This window comes from Pseudodesulfovibrio profundus, assembly GCF_900217235.1.
Classification (GTDB): Bacteria; Desulfobacterota; Desulfovibrionia; order Desulfovibrionales; family Desulfovibrionaceae; genus Pseudodesulfovibrio; species Pseudodesulfovibrio profundus.
The window spans coordinates 797,313-817,879 of record NZ_LT907975.1 but is presented as its reverse complement, the minus strand read 5'-3'; the positions used below and the strand labels follow the sequence as shown (position 1 = coordinate 817,879).

The window sequence follows — 20,567 nt, the reverse complement described above, 5'->3', positions numbered from 1 at the left end:
TAAAATTAAAAGTCTAGAGATTTACTAATAAATCTCTAGACTTTTAATTTTTTAGTATTATTCTAACCTGCTATGCAAGGCTGTGGATTGAGTGGGCACCCTCAGAGGGTTAGTCCACTCTGTAGTGGCATCCCTTGGTTTCTTTATTACGAAGAGCTGCCAAAGTGATAATATAGGCTGTCTGAGAACCGTGAAAAAGGTCAATGATCGGTTTGCTGAGTGGGGTCTGTTTGTAAAAGTCCTGTAAGTCCTTGGTCAGCTTGCGAAGGTCGGTGAATGCACGTGTCAGTCTGTGCTTAGTCCGTGATACTCCGACATAGTTCCACATGGTATTGCGGATATTTGCCCAGTCCTGAGCTACCAGCGCCGGATCTTCATTCTGTTTGTCTCCGTGGGGGACCCAGTCAGGAATGGAGTCATTGAGCTTGCGACTCAATTTTGATCGCGGGCTTGTCCTTTTGGCGATATCTTCACCTGCGCTGTAACCCCATAAGAGTCCCTCAAGCAGTGAAGTGCTGGCTAGGCGGTTAGCGCCATGCACCCCCGTGCAACTGCATTCCCCAGCAGCGTAAAGACGGTCAAGGGTGGTGCGTCCGTTGTTGTCCGCCAATACGCCACCGCAAAAATAGTGTGCAGCCGGAACAACAGGTACTGGGTCGCACTTCATGTCAACACCGATCTTTTGGCAACGATCATAAATGGTGGGAAATCTCTTTGCCACATCGTGCTTTACTTTAGAAACATCCAGGTAAACACAATCATCACCCGAGTGGAGCATTTCGTCCATGATGGCTCGCGTTACAATATCGCGTGGGGCAAGGTCAGCTCGGGAGTCATAGCGGGGCATGAAAGCGTCGCCCTTGCCGTTTATAAGAAACGCACCTTCGCCACGGACGGCTTCGGATACAAGAAAACGCTTTTCACCGCGTTTGGCACCCCCAAACAAGGCGGTAGGATGGAACTGGACATACTCGCAATTCATCAATTGCGCACCAGCTCGGGAAGCCATGGCCAAACCGGACCCTATTGAGCCAGGCGTATTGGTTGTGTGCAGATAAATCTGGCCAATGCCGCCGGTGGCGAGCAGGGTGAAGTTGGACACAATGGTCTCAACAGTCCCGGTTTTTTCATTGAAAACATATGCTCCGACACACTGGTTGGACAAGCTGTACTTGAAATCAAGGTGCTTCGCATGATGCTGTGTCGTCAGCAGGTCGACAGCAGTGCGCCTCGTCAAGACGCGGATATTGTCGTTTGCCTCCAAGGCTTCGCTCAGCACGTCCATTATATTGCGACCAGTATGATCATCGCAATACAATATGCGAGGAAGGCTATGGCCGCCTTCTTTGGTCAGATACCAGTCCCCAGGCTTCCGTTGGTTGAAAGGAATTTCATACTTGTCGAGGAAGATCTTTTGGAGAACCTCTGGTCCTTTACGACAAAGATACCGAACAGCTTTGCCGTAATTGTGTTCCCAGCCAGCCGTTTTTATATCTTTTTCAAGAATCCTGGGGTCATCATTTTCATTGCGATAAACGATTCCGCCTTGAGCCAGCGCAGTATTCCCATTGGCAATGGTATCGCTGGCAGTGATGAGTATTACATCAAGCCCTTTTTCTGCCAGAGTGAGGGCTGCGACAGCCCCGGCGATACCCGAGCCGATAATAAGAGCATCGCTTTGCAGACGGTAGTCGTTCATAGGTCAGATCACTTTGTTAAGAGCATGCTTTGAGCATCCGTTCGAGAGCCAGTTTTGCAGGTTCCTTGATGGAATCTTCTACTTCAACCGGTTGTATGTTTTCTATATTCTCAAGCAAAGCTGCGAGATTAACAAGGGTTATTTTTCCCATATCTTCACAGAGGCTCACAGACAAAGGCTTAATGGTCTTTTCGCCTTCAAACCGCTTGGCAAGTCGTTGGACCAGATTGTCTTCTGTTCCTATGTAGATTGTTGCCCCTGAAGGTGCCTCTTCTACGTATTTGATAAGAAATGTTGTAGACCCATTACCATCAGCAGCCTGGACCACTTTTGGGTCGCACTCAGGGTGAACGACGATCTGAGCCTCAGGCTCTTCCTGGCGGATGTGCTGGATGGTTTCAAGCTGAAATTCTTCATGGATGGGACAAAACCCCGGCCATATGATCAGATCTTTATCGGCGGCCTGGTCAGTAAAGACGTGCAGCTCCGGGTCGCTATCGATGACAGCATCGCTCAAGATGATCCGCTTGTCTTCGGGGATGCCCAGGGTGTTGGCCGTATTTCGGGCGAGGTGCTTGTCAGGAAGAAAGAGAACGGCATCTCCTTGACCCATGGCCCACTCGAGCATGGTCTTGGCGTTAGCAGAGGTGCAGACAGAGCCTCCGAAGCGTCCGACAACACCTTTAACGGCAGCAGAGGAATTTACATAGGTCAGAGGGATTATCTTGCGGCCGTCTTTCTGCAGGATGTTGAGAGTCTTTTCCACATTCTCAGCAATCGCCATATCTGCCATGGGGCAGGTAGCCTCAGTGTTCGGGATATGGATTTTTTGGCCTTCGCGCTGCAGGATTGCTGCGGATTCAGCCATGAAGTAAACTCCGCAAAAAACTATATATTCTGCATCAAGTCCGCTGATCCTACGGGAAAGCTCAAGAGAGTCTCCCCGAATATCCGTATACTGGATGACCTCATCGGATTGGTAGTGGTGTCCAAGAATGGCGAGCCTATCGCCCATGGCCTTTTTAATGGAAAGAATCGTGTCAGTTGCTTTGTTCACAGTGGTCTCCCTCTAGCTAATGGGCACGAATTGCATGCTGAAGTCGCTGGACGGAGCAGAGTGGGTTAGTTGGCCCACGGAAATGTAGTCCGGTCCAAGTTCAGCAACATCTTTTATATTGCTCAAAGTGATATTTCCGCTGATCTCGCTTTCGATGGAGTCAGGGATTAAGGCTAAAGCCTTGGTGACGGTCTCAGCGTCCATATTGTCGAGCATGATTCTTTGAATCTGGCACTTGCTCGCCTCTTCTACCTCTTCCAACGTGCGGCATTCCACCTCAATGGGAGGACAGGGATTGTGCGCATTGTGAAGGGCGGCGACAGCCTGCGTAATAGAACCGGCACGATCAATGTGGTTGTCTTTGAGCATGAGCATGTCCGACAGGGTAAGCCGGTGGTTTTTGGCGCCACCAGCCAGAACAGCGTATTTTTCGGGGAATCGAAGGCCTGGAAGTGTCTTGCGGGTATCCAGCAGTTGAGTATTGGTGCCTTCCAGAGCTTTGACAAAACGAGATGTCATGTTGGCAATGCCGGAAAGGTGACAGAGAAAATTCATGATAACGCGCTCGGCTTTGAGCAGCTGTATCGTTGATCCCTGAAGGGCTGCAACCATGGTGCCTTCCGATACACGTTCTCCTTCCTCAACATTGAGGTGGACCTGGCAGTCGGCTCCACCAAATTCAAGAACAAGTGGGATAATTGGAAGACCGGCCACAACAGTTTCCTGTTTGGCAACGATCATGGCTTGCGTCATGTCGTTTTCATTGAAAAGGCCCATTGAAGTCAGGTCTGAACCGTCTTCAGCCAGTGCAATCCGTATTGTCGCAAGCAGAAACATTCTGGCTTCTGCCTGGAAGAACTCATCGAAAATGTTGGTAGGCATGATAGTATCCCATATTATGTTTGTTGGTTGAAGCCAAGTAAAGCACGGTTTGGCATACGTCAAGGGCACTGCGTGTTGATGAAATATTTCACAAGTCTGCTCCCCGAAATAAGTCTGAATTCTTTGACCTTGGTATTGAATTAAGCTAGGAAATTTCCCCATGAGCGTAAAAGAGGAAATGCACATTAAAGGTGATGAATTGATTGATGGCCTGACAGCTGCCGAGCTTGAAGCTCAGCACCCGGCTGATGCCGCGGAGACCATTGAAGGTCTTGATATGTCGGATCAGGTTAAGTTCGTCAAACAGCTTCCAATCAAGGATGCTGCCGAGTCTATTGCGGAGATGGAATCCAATGACCAGATCGCGCTCATTCAGAATCTGAATAGAGGACTCGCTGCACGCATTGTTAACCAGATGTCGCCGGATGACGCGACTGATCTGTTGGAAGGACTGGACGAAGTCCTCCGTCAGGCTCTTCTTCAGCGAGTGCCTGCGGAAGAGCGAGCCGAACTCAAGACTCTGTTGACGTTTGGTCCTGATACTGCTGGTGGTGTCATGAATACGGAGGTCGTGATCCTTGATCAGGACCTTCATGTTGATGAGGCCATCACCAAATTACGTCAGGAAGTTGAAGATAAGGAAATACCATATTACGCCTACTTGACTGATGCCAAGGATCGACTGGTTGGAGTTGTCTCTTTACGAGAACTCCTGCTTGCCAAACGCGGTGTCAGGTTGAAGGATTTGGTTAAAACGCAGAATCTTATCTCTGTCGGCTATAATATCGACAAGGAAGAGGTTGCGCACCATATCGCAAAATATAACCTGCTTGCTCTGCCTGTTGTCGATTTTGGCAATCGCCTGCTCGGTGTCGTCACTGTTGATGATGTCATTGACATTATTCATGAAGAAGCCAGTGAAGATATGCAGACAATGGTTGGTGCTGGTGCTGATGAAACAACCGATTCGCCCGTTATCTTTTCAGTTAAAAAGCGTATTCCGTGGCTCATTATCAACGTGGCCAACTCGGCTATAGCCGCATATGTTGTCCATTTATTCGATGATACGATTGCAGCCATGGCAATCCTTGCAGCACTTATGCACATTGTTTCCAACCAGGCAGGTAATACGGGACAGCAAGCCTTGGCGGTCATGATTCGTCAGTTGGCAATGGAAAAATTTGATCGTAAAAAAGCGTGGTTCGCTGTTTTTCGTGAGATCAAGATTGGCCTGATCAACAGTGGCCTGATCTCTATGCTCGTGCTGTTGGCAATCATTGCATTTACCGGTGATTTCAAGCTGGCTGCGTGTATGGGAATAGCCTTGGTTATCGACATGTTGGTCGGTGCGTTGGCTGGCTCTTCCATTCCGCTTATTCTTAAGGAAATTGGCCGAGATCCAGCTCAGGCATCATCGATTTTCCTTACGACTATTACGGATGCCATAGGCTTTTGGAGTTTCCTGGGACTTGCAGGCATACTCCTTTTATAGGAGCCAAACATTTGATCAAAAAAAAGCCCGTCACATGCAGTGACGGGCTTTTTTTTGATTGGTGTCCCGTCCTGAAATAGGTTGACACCCAGAGGACCTATTTATGGAAGACAAATCCAAACAGCGAGTTAGACGCACCCAACGCGATTACACGATGGCCTTTAAATTGTCGGTTGTGGCACAGGTGGAAAAGGGCGAGATGACGTACAAGCAGGCTCAGGCTCTTTATGGTATTCAAGGGCGAAGCACTGTGCTGAAGTGGCTCAGGAAGCACGGCACCCTTGATTGGAGCAAGTCCATGGTACATTCCCGAAAAGACCCAAAAGCCAGAGAAACACCGGTCCAGAAGATCAAACGGCTGGAGAAAGAGCTTGAGGAAGAAAAGATCAAGACCGCGCTTCTCAATAAAATGATTGAGATTTCCGACCGCGAGTTTGGGACTTCTATAAGAAAAAAGCTTACCCCCGAGCTGCACGAAGTCTTCAGAGAGAAAGACAAATAAGCTTGTCTGCTTGTTGCAGGCAGCTCGGGGTCAGTCGGCAGTCCGTGTATCAGGCTGAAAAGCGCCATGATGCACGGGAAGCCATGTATCAGGAGGCAAAGGCCATGGTCCTGAACGTGCGGACCAGGATGCCCCGCCTTGGGACTCGAAAGCTGTACCACCTGTTGAAGGACGCATTTTCCGCAAAGGGAATCAGGCTCGGACGTGATGGGTTGTTTTCCCTGCTGCGGCGAGAGCATATGCTCATCAAGCGACGGAAAAACTATACAAAGACAACCAACTCGAAGCATTGGCTAAAAAAGCATCCCAACTTGTTGAAAGATGTTCAACCGAGATGTCCTGAGCAGGTGTTCGTAAGCGACATTACCTACGTGAATACACGTGAGCAAACATGCTATCTGTCGCTGGTGACAGATGCATTCAGCCGGAAGATAATGGGATACAACGTGAGCCGGGATCTCAGTGCGGAAAGCACAACCAAAGCGCTGGACGCGGCAGTTGAAAACAAGCGAAGGAGGGTGAATACAATTCACCATTCAGATCGAGGACTCCAATACGCTTCTTCGGTCTACCAGAGAAAACTCCAGGAATCCGGCATGGTTCCTTCCATGACAGATGGCTATGACTGCTATCAAAATGCCTTGGCGGAACGGATGAATGGAATTCTGAAGCAAGAGTTCATGGTCACCAAATGCAACGACTTTGCAGAGCTCAATACCCTGGTGAGGGAATCCGTTGAGATATACAATTCACAACGGCCACATCTCAGCCTAGGAATGAGAACGCCAAACGATGTACACGAATCAGGCTGTGGGGCTAGCCCCACAGCCTGATTGAAACCTTCAAAAACCGTCAACCTATTTCAGGACGGCTCATGGTACGTCTTTAATCAAGGCCGAGAGAGGCGAGGAGGTCATCTACATCATCCTGGTTTGTGTCGGCTGTTGGACCGGACAGGGTAGATGTTGCCTTGTTTTTAGCCTCTTCGGACAAGGATTCAAAATCTCGTTGTGGCTCTTCTTTCCGCTGTTTGATCATGAGACCTGTCGATAGCATGACTTCTCGGACGATTTTTTCCACCTGTCTGATGGAGTTGATGATGATCTTGATGCGTTGTCCGGTAAGGTCCTGGAAGCTAAGCGTGACCATGATGGTGGACAAATCATTACCAAGGGTGTTGTTGATCTCCTTGAGCGCCTCTCTGTCCTCTTTAGTTACGCCGCCGGACTCGAATCCCTTCACAATTGAAGCGACAGAGCCCTGTAGCTCCTGGAGGTTTTCCACGATCTCAATGATGTCCACTGCTGCTTTTTCCGTCGTCTGCAGTACGGCATCAAGCTGATCTGATGTTTCGCTGAACAGTTCTTCAGGATCGATATCGGCTTCAATAGACTTGATTTCAGATCCGCCCCGAGCGGCCTTTACTTCCCGATAGATTTGCTTGAGACCGCTTTGAAGGTCATCGTTGACTCGGCGATAGAACTCTCCTTCAAGGAGTGTTTGTGACAGATTCTCCGCTATTTCCTTTTCAACCGCCACACTAATGGCGTTTTTGAGCTTGTTTCCAAGGTCGGCGGAAACTTTATCCAATATCTCTTGAACGAGTTCTTCGTTGCCAGTCATACAATCACTCCTCAGGCAATCTAATATTTTGAATTGCGAATTTGTTCCCGTTGTTGTTTGAAGACATACTGGACGATTGCTTCCATGTCGGAACCTCGCAAGTCTACAAACTCGAAACGATAGAGGTTGGTTTCTTCTTCAATGCCCAACACACGCCCTTTGCTGCCGGCCATCCGGACAGGAACCTGGCTCAGAACTATGACGATCTCAAGTGCGCTATCCACTGCAAACTTCTGGGAAGACCTGATTTTAACACCTGCAGCAGACAACTCCATTATTTCAATGTCGTATGGGAAGTCATCCCTGAGGTTGTCCTTACTGAGTATGCCGAGTATCCGGTCCATCTTTCTATCCATCTGCAGTAGAAAGTTGGTGAGATCTTCAGGCAGTTTCGTATTTCGAAAGAGTTCCTCTCGGTTGGGTGCTTCTTCAACGGCATCCCCAGAGAATAGTTGAGAGGATTTCAATGAACGCATGGGACGGGCATACCCCTTCAGTCTGACTGGCACACGTGAAAAAGTTCGTTTTTCGTCGCTCATGCTTTCTCCGAAATGGTTAATTGTTGTCTTCGAGATCCAGTGTCATCGCTTTGACCGGACAAACTCGCGTACACATGCCACAAGCAGAACATTTCTCCACATCGAACAGGACTGTTCTGTCACTCATTTCCAGAATGAGAGCGTCAGTGGGGCACATTGCTGTGCACATACCACAATGAATGCAGGATTCTTCATCTCTGAAAATCTTATGTGCAACAGGGGTTATGCGAATTCCATTTTCCTTGAGGTAGGCAATGCCCTTATGAAAATCTTCCTCAAGACCGGTGAATTCCAGGGTCATGGTCCCTTCATGTCTTGGGCTGATGTCGGCCTTCAATATGTTGATATTCAGGTCAAACAAACGCGCAAGGTTGGACACGATAGGGCGTCCGGACGACTCTGGCGGAAAAGTAAGATATACTATTTTTCTAAAACCTTTAATCACTTCTTTCATTGGTTATCCTGTTTTATCAAATGTATGGCACAAGGAGCCCTGCTGTCGCAAGTGTCAGCAGGTTATTTGTTTTTTTCCAAAAACCGCTTCGCCTGGGTTGCTTCCACAGACTTGGGGAATTGGTTGATGACCTGTTCCATGCGAAGTTTGGCAAGTTCAGGCTTCTTCAAATAATCCCAGCAGTACCCGGCTTTCAAAAGGGCCGATTTGTATTTTGAACTCTTTTTGAACCGTTCAATGACGTCTTCAAAGAGGATGGCAGCCCGGGCGTAATCTTTGAGTTTGAAGTAGCACTGCCCCTGCCAAAAAAAGGCACTGGCAGAAAAAGGATGGCCCTTAAATGTATCTGTGAATTCAGCCCAGTAGGATCGAGCCTTTTCAAACTCGCCTTCCTTGTACAATGCGTATGCTTTGTCATAAAGGGCTTTAGCTGGATCAGCATCTTCTGCAGGCGGGGTAGTGGCAGGGACTGGAGTCGGTTCTCCAACTGTAACCTTTTCCGGGAGACCCTCGGGCGTGGTTTGACCAGGATTCGCCGCCGCTTCTTTTTTCACCTTGGCCATATCAACCTGGAGCTCATTTTCAAGTATGAAAACGATTTCATCCAATTGGCTGTCAAGTCCACCTAACGTCAGGTCAGACTGAGCCGGACCAACTTGTCTATCCAGTCTGATATTGAGCGTATCCACGTTTCCGCGAAGTTTCGCGATATCGGTACGCAGTCCCTGAAGCTCTGCCCACATATCGGCTGTGCGCTGGCGAACAGGTGTTTGTGATTGCTCAATCTCATCCTGCAGTAGGCTTTTGGTTTCAGCCAGCTCGTTTTCAAGCTGTTTGATACGGTTCAGGTCCTGTCGTCTTTCGAGTTGCAACGTTTCAAAGTCTGTTTTCGTGACGCAGCCAGCGACAGAAAAAATCAGTACAGGTAAAAGTAACGCACTAAAAACATTTATTTTTTTGGTCATGGATTTTTGCTCCCTCGTTTTCTTCCGATGAAAAGATACGCCAGTGAGCCTAATATTGGAACAAAAATGCATATTTGAATCCACAGGACTTTTTCATTCGTTGATTCAAATATACGCTTCCAGCAATCGAGTATGGACCACGCTGAAAAGGAAAAGCATAAAGAGACAATGGCAATAATGATGATCCACTGTGTGGAGGTTAGAGCGGAGAAGTCTGCAATCATCAAAAAAGCTCCTTAGGCAACGAAAATCAGCTCGTGGTGTCTCGATGCCGGTTGATAATCAATGAGAAGATGATGCACCCTGCGCCAACAGTGAGGGCGCAGTCGGCAATATTGAATGCAGGCCAGTGATAGTCCCCGACATAAAAGTCGAGGAAGTCGATTACTGAACCTGTACGGATTCGATCGATGAGGTTGCCCACAGCACCGCCTGCGATGAGCCCTAGCCCAGTAATGAGCCAGTTGTCATTTTTTTCAGCGGTTTTGAGCATGTAGAAAATGAAGCCAAGGGCTACAAACGTAATGGCAATGAAGAGCGGCCGCTGCCAACTGATGCTTTCACTGTTGAGAAAGCCCCACGCAGCGCCTCTATTGAGGACGTGGACAAGATTGAACAGGCCGGGAATGATTACCTTGCCTGTCCAAACTTCCATGGTTGAAGTCACCCATAGTTTGGTGGCCTGGTCGATTATGACCATAGCCACCGCCCATATGGATGCTTTGAGATACCGATTCATAGTTTTTACGACAGTGTCTTCAGAACCGCCGTGCAACGGGGGCATGCATCTGCGAATTCAGGATCAGGGCCAAGCTCTTCGCTGATTCGCCAGCACCGTTCGCATTTTTCGCCAGTTGCCGGTTCAACACCAACCTTGACATCTGCGACTTCTTCACGGGCAAATGCGTCTTCCGGCGCGCTTGCTAAATCTTCAAGCTTTACTTGAGAAACAATGAAGAACTCCATGCTGTCAACTTCATTGGATTCGACCATTTTACGAATCTTTTCAGTTGTGTACAGGGTGATGGATGCATCAAGGGATTTACCGACAACACCGTCTTTTCTTTTGGGTTCGATGGCCTTGTTGACCACACCGCGAACAGCGGCAAGCGTTTCCCATTTGGCGCGTTCGTCGCTGGTCATCTCAACAGAATCAGGAGTGAAGCGCAGGGCAAAAACGGTATCGTTTTGGTCAAGGCTTTCCTTGATGGTATTCGGCAGGTTTTGGAATGCCTCTTCTGCTGTAAAGGAAAGTACAGGAGCCATATCCTGAAGGAGCATCAGCAGGACCTGCCACAAGACTGTCTGGGCAGAGCGGCGCTTAAGGCCGTTCTCTTCTTCCACGTACAGGCGGTCTTTGATGATATCCAGGTAGAAGGACGACAGGTCTACGACGCACAGGTTGTGCAGGGTGTGGTAGACCTTGTGGAATTCAAAACCTTTGTATGCATTCTGGATGACATTGTGATGACGAGTGACCATGTCCAGTGCGTACTTGTCGATGGGCAGCATGTCTTCAGGCTTGACGCGATCTTTAGGATCAAAGTCGTTCAGATTGGACAGCAGGTAGCGACAGGTGTTGCGAATGCGGCGATATGCGTCAACCAGGCGATTGAGGGTTTCATCCGAGATACGGATATCTTCCTGATAGTTGGAAGCGGATACCCACATGCGGAGGATTTCAGCGCCATATTTGTCGATGATCTCTTGCGGAGCAATAACGTTGCCGATGGACTTGGACATCTTGCGGCCTTCCGCATCAACAACATATCCATGCGTGAGAACGGTTTTGTAAGGCGGAATGTCTCGGGTGCCTACGGAAGCGAGCAGGGAAGAGTGGAACCAACCTCTGTGCTGATCTGAACCTTCAAGGTAGAGATCTGCCGGGAATCGGGTTTCCTTGCGTTGCTCGACAACGGCCGCATAGGAGGTGCCGGAGTCAAACCAGACATCAAGGATGTCGGTTTCACGTTTCCAGTGCTGACCACCGCACTTGGCGCAGGTCAGTCCTTCCGGAACGATTTCCTCAATGGGAGCTTCAAACCAGTAGTCGCAACCGGTCTCGTGCTGAGCGTACTTGTCACAAATATCGTAGACCCACTGTGCGTCGAACCACGTTTCATCGCAGTCCTCACAGATGAGTGCGGAAATGGGGACACCCCAGTTTCTTTGGCGAGAGATACACCAGTCAGGTCTGTTGGCGACCATGTTGTAAATACGTTCTTCGCCCCAGGCGGGTACCCACTCAACCTGGTTGCGGATGGCGTCCAGGGAGCGCTTTCTCAGGTCGTTTTCGTCCATGCCGACAAACCATTGGGTTGTCGCACGGAAAATGACAGGCTCCTTACAGCGCCAGCAGTGGGGGTAGGAGTGAGAGATTTCTTCCGATGCAAGCAGGTTACCCAGTTCGGTGAGCTTCTCAATGACTTTGGGGTTGGCATCCCAAACATTCAGGCCTGCGAAATGCTCTACCTCAGGCAGGAATTCCCCTCGATCGTTCATGGGAGAGTAAACTTCCAGTCCATACTTGAGGCCGGTCTCAAAGTCCTCACGTCCGTGACCCGGCGCAGTGTGGACACAGCCAGTACCGCTTTCCAGCGTTACGTAATCAGCCAACACAACAGGAGATTCTCTGTCGTAAATCGGGTGCTTGGCTTTTAAGCCTTCAAGTTCAGCGCCTTTGACTGTTGCGACGGTCTTCGGAGCTTCCCACCCAAATTTCTGAGAGCATTCTTCAAGAAGGCCCTCGGCAAGAACGTAGAACTCGCCGCCAACTTCAACGATCACATAGTCAAAGTCGGGATGAACAGCTACAGCCATGTTGTCTGGGATGGTCCATGGGGTGGTGGTCCATATGGCGACATACAGTTTGGAGACATCGATGTCCGCGATTTTGGCGGCGTTGTCGTCTGCCATGGGGAAGCGAACAAAAATGGAGGGGGATGAGTGGTCTTCGTACTCGACCTCCGCCTCAGCAAGAGCGGTACGACAGTCACAGCACCAGTAAATGGGCTTTTTGCCGCGAACCACACCCTCACGTTCCATGAATCGACCCAGTTCGCGAGCAGTAGCTGCTTCATATTCGGGATTCATGGTAAGATACGGTTCGTCCCATACTCCAAGAACGCCAAGGCGTTTAAATTCGTTCCGCTGGGTGTCCAGCCATTTGGAAGCGTAGGAGCGACAAATCTTACGGATAGTGAGTGTGTCGAGCTCTTTTTTCTTCTTTTTGAGTTCTTGTTCAACTTTGTGCTCAATAGGAAGACCATGACAATCCCAGCCGGGGACGTATTGCGCTTTCTCGTTCTGGAGGTTGCGCGATTTGACTACGATATCCTTCAGCACCTTGTTCAGGGCGGTGCCCATGTGAATGTGGCCGTTGGCATACGGCGGGCCGTCGTGCAGCACGTATTCGTTTTCATCGCTGCCAGCGGCAACCATTTTGTCATAAGCCTTGTTCTCTTCCCAAAATTTCAGCATCTCAGGCTCGCGCTGCTTGAGGTTTGCTTTCATGGGGAATTTGGTTTTCGGCAGGAGCAGGGTCTTTTTGTAGTCACTCATTGTTATCGGGTCCTCCGGCAAGATATATCTTTAACTATACAATCGGTTCAAATGAATCGGTGTACATTGGTATAAGAGGTCTCGGAAGTCAAGAGGCACGCCATTTTTGCACACGATTTGGTTACGATTGCGCTAGGCTAAACCATCTGAGCCTGCTACAATCTCGACCGAACAACTCAACATAGAACATTTTTTTGATAAGGAGAATTTATGGGAGTCCATAAGCGTCAACGTGAAGAGGAGAACCGCAAGGACAATTATATCAAAAAGTCCTCGTGCTACCTGCTCGTTGTTATGGCCTTATTGGCTGGAGCATTTATTGGAAACACAATCACCATGCTTTACATGGGACAACAGCGCCCAATGCAGCAGCAGGCTAATGTGCCTCAGAAAAAGCAGTCATCAGCACCTACAGCCGACGCGAGTCGACTGGCAGAACTTGAGGCTGAGGCCGCAGCCAATCCTACCGATTTCGACGCATGGTCGAAACTTGGTCATTACTGTTTTGATAATGGACTGCCCGCCAAGGCTATTGTTGCCTATAAGCGTGCCATTGAGTTGCGGCCCATGCATGTCGGGGTCTGGTCTGATCTTGGTGTAATGTACCGCCGTACCGATCAGTTCGATAAAGCCATTGATGCCTTTCAGCATGCTGCGTCACTTGATCCCAAGCATATCGTTTCTCGTTTCAATATGGGGATAGTCTATCTTCATGATCTGAATGATCGTGAGGCAGCGGCAAAAGCATGGAAAGAAGTGTTGGCTCTTGATCCGAATGCCAAAGCACCAAACGGTCAGCCGTTATCGGAGTTGGTTAAGGGTCTTGGACTGTAATTCAGTTAGCTAAAAATGAAAAACGGCAGCCTTTTTTAAGGCTGCCGTTTTTGTTTTTAGATTCCACCACCATCGATGAACGATTGCTGTAGCGCTCGTGATTGGACGATCTGTGCTCCGGCGGGAACATCTCTTGTAATCCAGACATTACCACCGATGACAGCGCCTCGGCCAATTGTGATTCTACCCAGTATTGTGGCTCCTGCGTAAATGATCACGTCGTCCTCCACCATAGGGTGCCGCGGCAGTCCCTTGATGAGTCGCTCGTCGTCCCCTTTGGGGAAACTTTTTGCTCCCAGGGTGACGCCCTGGTACACGCGAACATTATCTCCGATGACGCAGGTTTCACCTATGACGGTTCCTGTTCCATGGTCCATGAAAAAGGATTTACCAATGGTCGCTCCCGGATGAATATCTATGCCGGTGTCGGAGTGCGCCATCTCCCCAATGATTCTTGGAATGATATCCACTTCGAGTTTGTACAACTCATGCGCAATGCGATGATTCGTCATTGCGCGAATCGATGGATAGCAGAAGATGGTTTCACCATGCGTCTTGGCCGCAGGGTCACCGTCGTAGGCGGCCTCGACATCAGACAACAGGAGTTGTCGGATCATTGGAAGTTTGGTGATGAATTGTCTTGCCAATTCTTTTGATCTTTCAATGCAGTTGGTGCAGCGGTCTGTTTTGGTCTTGTCGCAGACAAAGCAGTATCCACGGTTTATTTGATCAGCCAGTTGGCGTTCTATCTTGTCAAGTTTGGCGCCGATATAATACGGCATCGTATCCGGAGTTATTTCAGATGTTCCAAAATATCCAGGGAACAATACAGTACGTAAATCTTCAACGATACTGGTCAATATCTCTACTGAAGGCATGGGAACGTCTTCAGAGTACCGATGTGAGGCAGGGCCGGAATCTCCAGACTCGACAAGAAGTGCAACAACATCTGCCAGCGTTAAATCTCTATCCGTCATCTCTCAGCCCTTATTCAAACAGGGGAGTGCTCAGGTAGCGCTCGCCAGTATCGCATATGATGAATACAATCATTTTGCCTTTAAACTCGGGACGTTTGGCCAGCTCGATGGCTGCAGCACAGTTCGCACCCGAGGAAATGCCACACAGAATGCCTTCACGCATAATTAACTGTTTCGCCGTTTCGAATGCCGTTTCATTGTCTATGGTGACGACTTCATCAACAACATCCCGGTTGAGTGTGGCAGGAACAAACCCGGCCCCAATTCCCTGAATCATATGGGGAGAAGGTTCTCCACCTGAAAGGACAGGGGATGCTTCGGGTTCAACCGCTACGATGTGTACGGAAGGCTTGTTATTCTTAAGCACAGCCCCAACGCCGGAAACAGTACCGCCAGTACCAACTCCTGCTACGAATGCGTCAACCTGTCCATCTGTGTCTTCCCATATTTCGACCGCTGTCGTTTCGCGGTGTACTGCAGGGTTGGAGATGTTTTCGAACTGCATGGGCATGAATGCGTTGTCAAGTTCGGCAACGATTGATTCAGCTTTGGCAATGGCTCCTTTCATGCCTTTGGCAGCCGGAGTCAAGACGAGTTCCGCGCCAAACCCTTTCAGCAGTTTGCGGCGCTCGATAGACATGGATTCCGGCATTGTCAGTATGAGTCGCAACCCTTTGACTGCACAAATGAAAGCCAGTCCAATTCCGGTATTACCGCTCGTTGGCTCAACCAGTGTTGTGTCTTTGTTGATCCGTCCATCCGCCATGGCCTCTTCAACCATCTTTTTGGCGATGCGATCTTTAACAGACCCACATGGGTTGTTGAATTCAAGTTTGGCAACCAGTGTCGCCTCCAGGCCTTCAGACAGTTTATTCAGCTTGACCAGAGGTGTGCGGCCAACAAGCTCTGTCATGTCTTGTGCAATTTTCATAATTCTCTCCGACTAGTTTTGGGTCGGCAGTTCTTTCTCGGCAGAGAAGGGAGAAAGCTTACGCAGATTTTCGATGAGCTTTGGCATGGTCTCAAGGACAAAATCTATCTCCTCTTCCGTATTGAAGCGGCTGAGGCTGAAACGAATGGAGCCATGAGCAAAGGTAAACGGAACTCCCATGGCCCGAAGAACGTGGGAAGGTTCCAGGCTGCCAGATGTGCACGCGGAACCGGAGCTGGCGCATATGCCCACCTGATCCATCATAAGGAGAATAGCTTCACCTTCAACATACCCAAATGAAATGTTTGAAGTGTTCGGGAGTCGGTTGTCTTTGTCTCCATTGAGGATTGAATCAGGTATGGTTTCCAGCAACCCTTTTTCCAGCTTGTCTCGAAGATTCTTGACGATGGTGTTTTCGGCTTCCATGTTTTCCAGAGCTAGCTGGCAGGCTTTGCCCAAAGCGATGATACCGGTTGTATTTTCGGTACCCGCACGTCGACTACGCTCCTGGTGACCACCAATCAGAAAAGGGCGGAAGGGCAGGCGTTTGCGGACGTACAGTGCGCCTACGCCCTTAGGGGCGTGGAGCTTATGACCTGACAGCGAAAGCATGTCGATAGCAGAACTCTTTAGATCAACGGGGATTTTGCCCACAGCTTGAACGGCGTCCGTGTGGAAGAATACGCCGTGTTCTTTGGCGATTTTTGCCATTTCTTCGACCGGATAGATGTTTCCGGTTTCATTGTTTGCCCACATTACAGAAACGATCGCAGTGTCATCGCGGAATGCCTGACGGTACTCGTCAAGGTCGAGCCGTCCGTGTTCGTCTGTTCCCAGATAGGTTACTGCATACCCTTCTTTCTTTTCGAGGAATTTGCAAAGGCTCAGGATAGCGGGGTGTTCAACGCGAGTCGTGATGATATGTCTTTTATTAGGCTGTGCGTTGAGAGCAGAACGGATCGCCGTGTTATCCGATTCCGATCCGCATGAGGTGAATATGATTTCATCCACATCGCAACCAAGCAGTGCTGCAACGCTTTCACGGGCTTCTTTGAGTTTGACACCCACCTGGCCACCGAAGCGGTGCATCGAAGAAGGGTTCCCATACAGCTCAGTAAAGAAAGGCTTCATTTCCTCGAAAACCGCCGGGTCAACCTGTGTCGTGGCATTATTATCCATATAGATGGTTTTCATAGCTATCCCTCGCGAACGGTGATTGATGGGTCTACCTTTTCCTTGAGCTTGCCTTCAACCAGATTGTTCAATGTCAACTGGCTGGAGGGGCAGTTGGAACACATACCCAAAAATTTGACGATAACTTCAGTCTTATCGATGTCCTGTAAAACGATATCGCCTCCATCAGCCTGGAGAATGGGGCGGATTTCGTCTTCAATGACGGATTCTATGAGGTGCATACGCTGAATGTTTGTCATTCCCTGAGCAGGAAATGTTTCACCTTCATTCGGTGTTTCACACACGCCTTCCCCTTTGGCTTCCTTGAGAAGGCGCTCCAAGTCGTCGATGCACTTTCCACATCCACCGCCGGCCTTGGTGAAGTTGGTAACGTCCTCAACGGTTTTCAGGTCGTTTTCCTTGATGGCGCGAAGAATTTCTTCATCGAAAATACCGAAGCACTCACAAATCAGTTCTCCCTCATGAGAGTGCACAGCTTGAGGCGGTGCTTCACCACGCATATTTTTGATGGCTTGTTCAAGAGCTTCCTGCCCCATGACAGAGCAATGCATTTTTTCGCGGGGCAAGCCACCCAGGTATTCGGCGATATCCTTGTTGGTCAGCTTTTCTGCTTCCTCGACGGGCTTTCCAATCAGCATTTCCGTGAGGGCAGAGCTGGAAGCAATGGCACTGGCACATCCAAATGTCTGGAATTTCGCATCAGTTATTACTCCGTCATCCACCTTGATATAGAGAGTCAGGGCATCCCCACAAGCCAGAGAACCTACTTCCCCGACGCCATCAGCATCTTCAATTTTGCCCGCATTGCGAGGGTTCAAAAAGTGTTCTTTAACTTTGTCGGTGTATTCCCACATGAGGTTCTCCTGGTAAAGATAGTATCAATATAGTTGATAACCTATTCATAGAAAGGGTTTCAACTGTCAACTTTCATCGTAGCATTGAATTGTAAGTACTACTAGTCGTGGTGTAAAGATGGTTTAACGAAGAAATCCGACTTTTTTAGTCGGATTTCGATGGAAGTCGTATGAAAATTAATCAACTATAAAGCCATAACTCCGGGGATCAGAGCGGCTTTTTGGTATATGGCGACAATTACATCACTTGAATCCGCAGCAATTTCTACAGTGATACTTGTATACTTTCCTGTTTTGGATTCCCTTTTTTTGATATCGTGCTCAGGAAACAGTTTCTCGACCTGAGAAAGACTTTGCTGTGGGACTATGAATTTGAAGGTATATGGGCAAGGCCAATCATGGCATTCATCCAGGACCTGCTGAAAGCGGGAGGTTTGATCTGACATGCTTTACTCCTTTGCTGTGTCGTGACTGCCGTCTATATTTGCTCTACGGCTTTGTCAAACTTGGTGTGTACTTCAAGTGAATAATGATATTCTATAAAAAAATTATAAGATACGGTTATCGAATCATCTGATACATCTGTTTGAAAGGAAAACTGTTATTACTATCCCAACGGAAGAGCATATAAATGACTGAACGTGTCGATATACTTGCAGTTGATGATGAGCGAATCAACTTGAAACTCATTGAGGGAATTCTTCGCGGATCGGATTTGAACGTTGTAATGGCGTCTTCTGGTAGCGAAGCGTTGGAGCGAGCTCGTGAGTACGATTTCGCCGTGGCATTACTTGATGTCATGATGCCGGGGATGGACGGTTTTGAGCTGGCGGATAAACTCAGAAGTACAGAAAACAACAAGCATCTTCCTATCATTTTCATTACAGCCATCAGCAAAGAGCAGAGTCATGTCTTTCGTGGATATGAGCTGGGGGCAGTGGACTATTTGTTCAAACCAGTTGAGCCGGCCGTTCTGAGAGGAAAAGTCGGAACTTTTGCCGAGCTGCATCGGAACAAGAGGACTCTTGAAGAGACTACCAAAAGACTTGAATCGACTATCAATGCTCTCGAATCCTCCCAAGCAGCGCTCATTGATTCCGAGCAGCGGTATCGGATGGTTGCAGATTATAACTATGATTGGGAGAGTTGGATAGACCCTGAAGGTAACCCGGTTTATGTGTCGCCGTCGTGTCAAAGGATTTCCGGCTACCCGCCTGACGTATTCTTATCCGACCCGAACTTTTTCGAGCGAATTGTTCATGGTGACGATCTGTTCATCTGGCACAACTACATGAATGACGGAAGCTCTGGTGACGACAGTGGTATCGATTTCCGAATCAACAGAAAGGATGCCCGTGTTCGATGGGTGAGTATGATCAAGCACTCCATTTCCGAGAGTGGCCGTCCGTTGGGAGTCCGAACCAGTATTCGAGATGTCACTAATAGAAAACGTATGGAAGAGCTGTTGAAGCACAGTTCGTTGCATGATCCTTTGACAGGCTTGTCCAACAGGGCTTTGTTTCTCGATCGCGTGGGGCGCGCTATTGAGCGATCCAAGGGGCAGGGCAAAGTCTTTGGTGTACTTTTCATTAATCTGAACAGGTTTCACGCCATCAATGATCACTACGGGCACAGCATGGGGGACAAGCTGCTTGTGAATGTCGGGGTCAGGCTCAAGCAGGTTGTTGGTTCTAGCAATACCGTTGCCAGATTTGGCGGGGACGAATTTGTCATCCTCTTTGAAGACTGTGAAAGAAAAGATCAGATTCGCGATATGATGCGAGAGGTGCGTGCCTCGTTTGAAGAGCCTTTTTCCATTGATGGTGTGGAATTTCCAATTTCTGCCAGCTACGGTCTGGATACAGCTCGCAATGGAGGGGCCGACAGAGAGCAGTTGGTGCACAATGCCAAGCTCGCTATGTATAAGGCTAAAAACACAGGTAAGAACCGCTGCCTCATTTACAATAAGAAGATGCGCGAAGGTATCATAAATGTAGTGGCAGTAGAGACAGACCTTAAGCGCGGATTGAACAACGGTGAATTTGAAGCTCACTTCCAGCCCATAGTCAATTTGTCTGATGGCAGTTTGTATGGATTTGAGGCTTTAGCGCGTTGGAATCACCCGGAAAGGGGTATGGTCAGTCCTGGAGAGTTTATCCCCATAGCCGAGGAAACAGGTCTTATTGTAGAGCTTGGTGAACAGATTCTTGATCAATCTTGCTCTACAATGAACGAGTGGCACAAGCAGTACCCCGAGTATGATCATTTGAATATTGCGGTCAATATTTCTGCAAAGCAGTTTGTTGAAGCATCACTTATTCCGAAAGTTGAATCGATACTCAAAGAGACAGGTTTACCTCCCAATCAACTCAAGCTGGAGATCACAGAGACTGTTGTCATGACAGACGTGGTGGAATCAACCAATCGCCTAAATCTGTTGAAAGGGTTGGGGGTTCTTTTGAGTATTGATGATTTCGGGACTGGCTACTCCTCTATGAGCTATCTGCAGAAATTCCCGATGGATCAGCTGAAGATTGATTTGAGTTTTGTCCGTCGTATGGAAGAATCTACTGAAAACATTGAAATAGTCAGAGCAATAATAAACATGGCTCACAGCCTCAGGTTGCGTGTTGTTGCCGAAGGCATTGAGACCGAAAGACAGCGGGACTTGCTTTATTCCTTGCAATGCGATTACGGACAGGGCTATCTCTACTCAAAACCGTTGCCCAAAGAGAGCGCGGTGGAGTTGCTGCAAAGCATGAGCTGACCATTCGAATCACATTGATCAAGGAGAGTCCCGAAGAATGAACCTGAGCGCACCGCAAATTCTGACGTGGATTATCGGCGTCATCATCGGCCTTGTCGGCATCCTCATTCAGGTGGATGTCATGTCCATACCCGCACTGGAAGACCTGGTGAGGCCTTTCTGGTTGGTCTCTACCGGCTTTATTATACTGGCTGTATCAAATGTCTTTCGGGGGCTGTGACCAGTACGTGCCACAC

20 protein-coding genes are annotated in these 20,567 nt (G+C 48.7%); 5 read left to right on the top strand and 15 right to left on the bottom strand.

The features are described 5' to 3' along the window. Positions 1 to 109 precede the first annotated feature (109 nt). Genes nadB through nadC form a run of 3 tightly spaced genes read right to left on the bottom strand, consistent with a single transcriptional unit; the run spans position 110 to position 3,638 of the window. Positions 110 to 1,699 (bottom strand): L-aspartate oxidase, encoded by a 1,590-nt coding sequence (nadB, locus tag DPRO_RS04045; protein ID WP_097010908.1) that lies wholly within the window; start codon positions 1,697 to 1,699, stop codon positions 110 to 112. A 16-nt stretch (positions 1,700 to 1,715) separates the two neighbouring features. After that, entirely contained in the window at positions 1,716 to 2,756 is a 1,041-nt protein-coding gene (gene nadA / locus DPRO_RS04040) for a quinolinate synthase NadA (protein ID WP_097010907.1), read from the bottom strand. A gap of 12 nt (positions 2,757 to 2,768) precedes the next feature. Then, on the bottom strand, positions 2,769 to 3,638 hold the full coding sequence (gene nadC, locus DPRO_RS04035) for a carboxylating nicotinate-nucleotide diphosphorylase (protein ID WP_097010906.1): 870 nt from the start codon (positions 3,636 to 3,638) through the stop codon (positions 2,769 to 2,771). Positions 3,639 to 3,798: 160 nt separating this feature from the next. Between nadC and mgtE the strand changes: the two genes are divergently transcribed. Both mgtE and DPRO_RS04025 read left to right on the top strand, forming a co-directional pair. Beyond that, positions 3,799 to 5,130, top strand: a complete 1,332-nt coding sequence (gene mgtE / locus DPRO_RS04030; protein WP_097010905.1) for a magnesium transporter — start codon at positions 3,799 to 3,801, stop codon at positions 5,128 to 5,130. A gap of 103 nt (positions 5,131 to 5,233) precedes the next feature. Next, positions 5,234 to 6,465 (top strand): IS3 family transposase gene (locus DPRO_RS04025; RefSeq protein WP_097010824.1). Its coding sequence is split into 2 segments (ribosomal slippage): positions 5,234 to 5,588 and positions 5,588 to 6,465, totalling 1,233 coding nucleotides; the frame shifts between segments, so codons are not numbered across the junction. Positions 6,466 to 6,517: 52 nt separating this feature from the next. Here the strand turns inward: DPRO_RS04025 and DPRO_RS04020 are convergent. The 7 genes from DPRO_RS04020 to ileS form a co-directional block, all read right to left on the bottom strand. Further along, positions 6,518 to 7,255: a protein phosphatase CheZ gene (locus DPRO_RS04020; protein WP_097010904.1), complete on the bottom strand. Its 738-nt coding sequence runs from the start codon at positions 7,253 to 7,255 to the stop codon at positions 6,518 to 6,520. A 20-nt stretch (positions 7,256 to 7,275) separates the two neighbouring features. Continuing rightward, positions 7,276 to 7,794: a PilZ domain-containing protein gene (locus tag DPRO_RS04015; RefSeq protein ID WP_097010903.1), complete on the bottom strand. Its 519-nt coding sequence runs from the start codon at positions 7,792 to 7,794 to the stop codon at positions 7,276 to 7,278. Positions 7,795 to 7,810: 16 nt separating this feature from the next. Then, entirely contained in the window at positions 7,811 to 8,248 is a 438-nt protein-coding gene (locus DPRO_RS04010) for an NIL domain-containing protein (RefSeq protein ID WP_097010902.1), read from the bottom strand. Positions 8,249 to 8,310: 62 nt separating this feature from the next. Beyond that, positions 8,311 to 9,213, bottom strand: coding sequence for a tetratricopeptide repeat protein (locus DPRO_RS04005; RefSeq protein ID WP_097010901.1), 903 nt, complete (start codon positions 9,211 to 9,213; stop codon positions 8,311 to 8,313). Next, positions 9,210 to 9,437 (bottom strand): PLD nuclease N-terminal domain-containing protein, encoded by a 228-nt coding sequence (locus DPRO_RS04000; RefSeq protein WP_097010900.1) that lies wholly within the window; start codon positions 9,435 to 9,437, stop codon positions 9,210 to 9,212. The genes DPRO_RS04005 and DPRO_RS04000 overlap by 4 nt, the downstream gene beginning before the upstream one ends. Positions 9,438 to 9,463: 26 nt before the next feature. Continuing rightward, complete coding sequence (lspA, locus tag DPRO_RS03995) at positions 9,464 to 9,952, bottom strand: signal peptidase II (protein WP_097010899.1); 489 nt, start codon at positions 9,950 to 9,952, stop codon at positions 9,464 to 9,466. Between the two features lie 5 nt (positions 9,953 to 9,957). After that, positions 9,958 to 12,774 (bottom strand): isoleucine--tRNA ligase, encoded by a 2,817-nt coding sequence (gene ileS, locus DPRO_RS03990; protein WP_097010898.1) that lies wholly within the window; start codon positions 12,772 to 12,774, stop codon positions 9,958 to 9,960. 210 nt (positions 12,775 to 12,984) lie between these two features. Here ileS and DPRO_RS03985 point away from each other — a divergent pair, with 210 nt between their 5' ends. Beyond that, positions 12,985 to 13,608, top strand: coding sequence for a tetratricopeptide repeat protein (locus tag DPRO_RS03985; protein WP_097010897.1), 624 nt, complete (start codon positions 12,985 to 12,987; stop codon positions 13,606 to 13,608). Between the two features lie 56 nt (positions 13,609 to 13,664). On the opposite strand, the gene epsC is transcribed toward DPRO_RS03985, so the two are convergent. The 5 genes from epsC to DPRO_RS03960 form a co-directional block, all read right to left on the bottom strand. Further along, positions 13,665 to 14,585: a serine O-acetyltransferase EpsC gene (epsC, locus tag DPRO_RS03980; protein ID WP_097010896.1), complete on the bottom strand. Its 921-nt coding sequence runs from the start codon at positions 14,583 to 14,585 to the stop codon at positions 13,665 to 13,667. Between the two features lie 10 nt (positions 14,586 to 14,595). Beyond that, positions 14,596 to 15,516: a cysteine synthase A gene (cysK, locus tag DPRO_RS03975; protein WP_097010895.1), complete on the bottom strand. Its 921-nt coding sequence runs from the start codon at positions 15,514 to 15,516 to the stop codon at positions 14,596 to 14,598. Positions 15,517 to 15,528: 12 nt separating this feature from the next. Next, complete coding sequence (gene nifS / locus DPRO_RS03970) at positions 15,529 to 16,710, bottom strand: cysteine desulfurase NifS (protein WP_097010894.1); 1,182 nt, start codon at positions 16,708 to 16,710, stop codon at positions 15,529 to 15,531. Between the two features lie 2 nt (positions 16,711 to 16,712). Next, entirely contained in the window at positions 16,713 to 17,564 is an 852-nt protein-coding gene (gene nifU / locus DPRO_RS03965; RefSeq protein ID WP_097010893.1) for a Fe-S cluster assembly protein NifU, read from the bottom strand. A gap of 185 nt (positions 17,565 to 17,749) precedes the next feature. Beyond that, entirely contained in the window at positions 17,750 to 18,010 is a 261-nt protein-coding gene (locus tag DPRO_RS03960) for a DUF493 domain-containing protein (protein WP_097010892.1), read from the bottom strand. 185 nt (positions 18,011 to 18,195) lie between these two features. On the opposite strand from DPRO_RS03960, the gene DPRO_RS03955 reads away from it, so the two are divergent. Together DPRO_RS03955 and DPRO_RS03950 are read left to right on the top strand one after the other, a co-directional pair. Then, positions 18,196 to 20,331 (top strand): putative bifunctional diguanylate cyclase/phosphodiesterase, encoded by a 2,136-nt coding sequence (locus DPRO_RS03955; protein WP_097010891.1) that lies wholly within the window; start codon positions 18,196 to 18,198, stop codon positions 20,329 to 20,331. A gap of 37 nt (positions 20,332 to 20,368) precedes the next feature. Continuing rightward, the gene (locus DPRO_RS03950; RefSeq protein ID WP_097010890.1) at positions 20,369 to 20,551 is read left to right on the top strand and encodes a hypothetical protein; all 183 of its coding nucleotides are present in this window, start codon (positions 20,369 to 20,371) and stop codon (positions 20,549 to 20,551) included. The last annotated feature ends 16 nt before the right edge of the window (positions 20,552 to 20,567 follow it).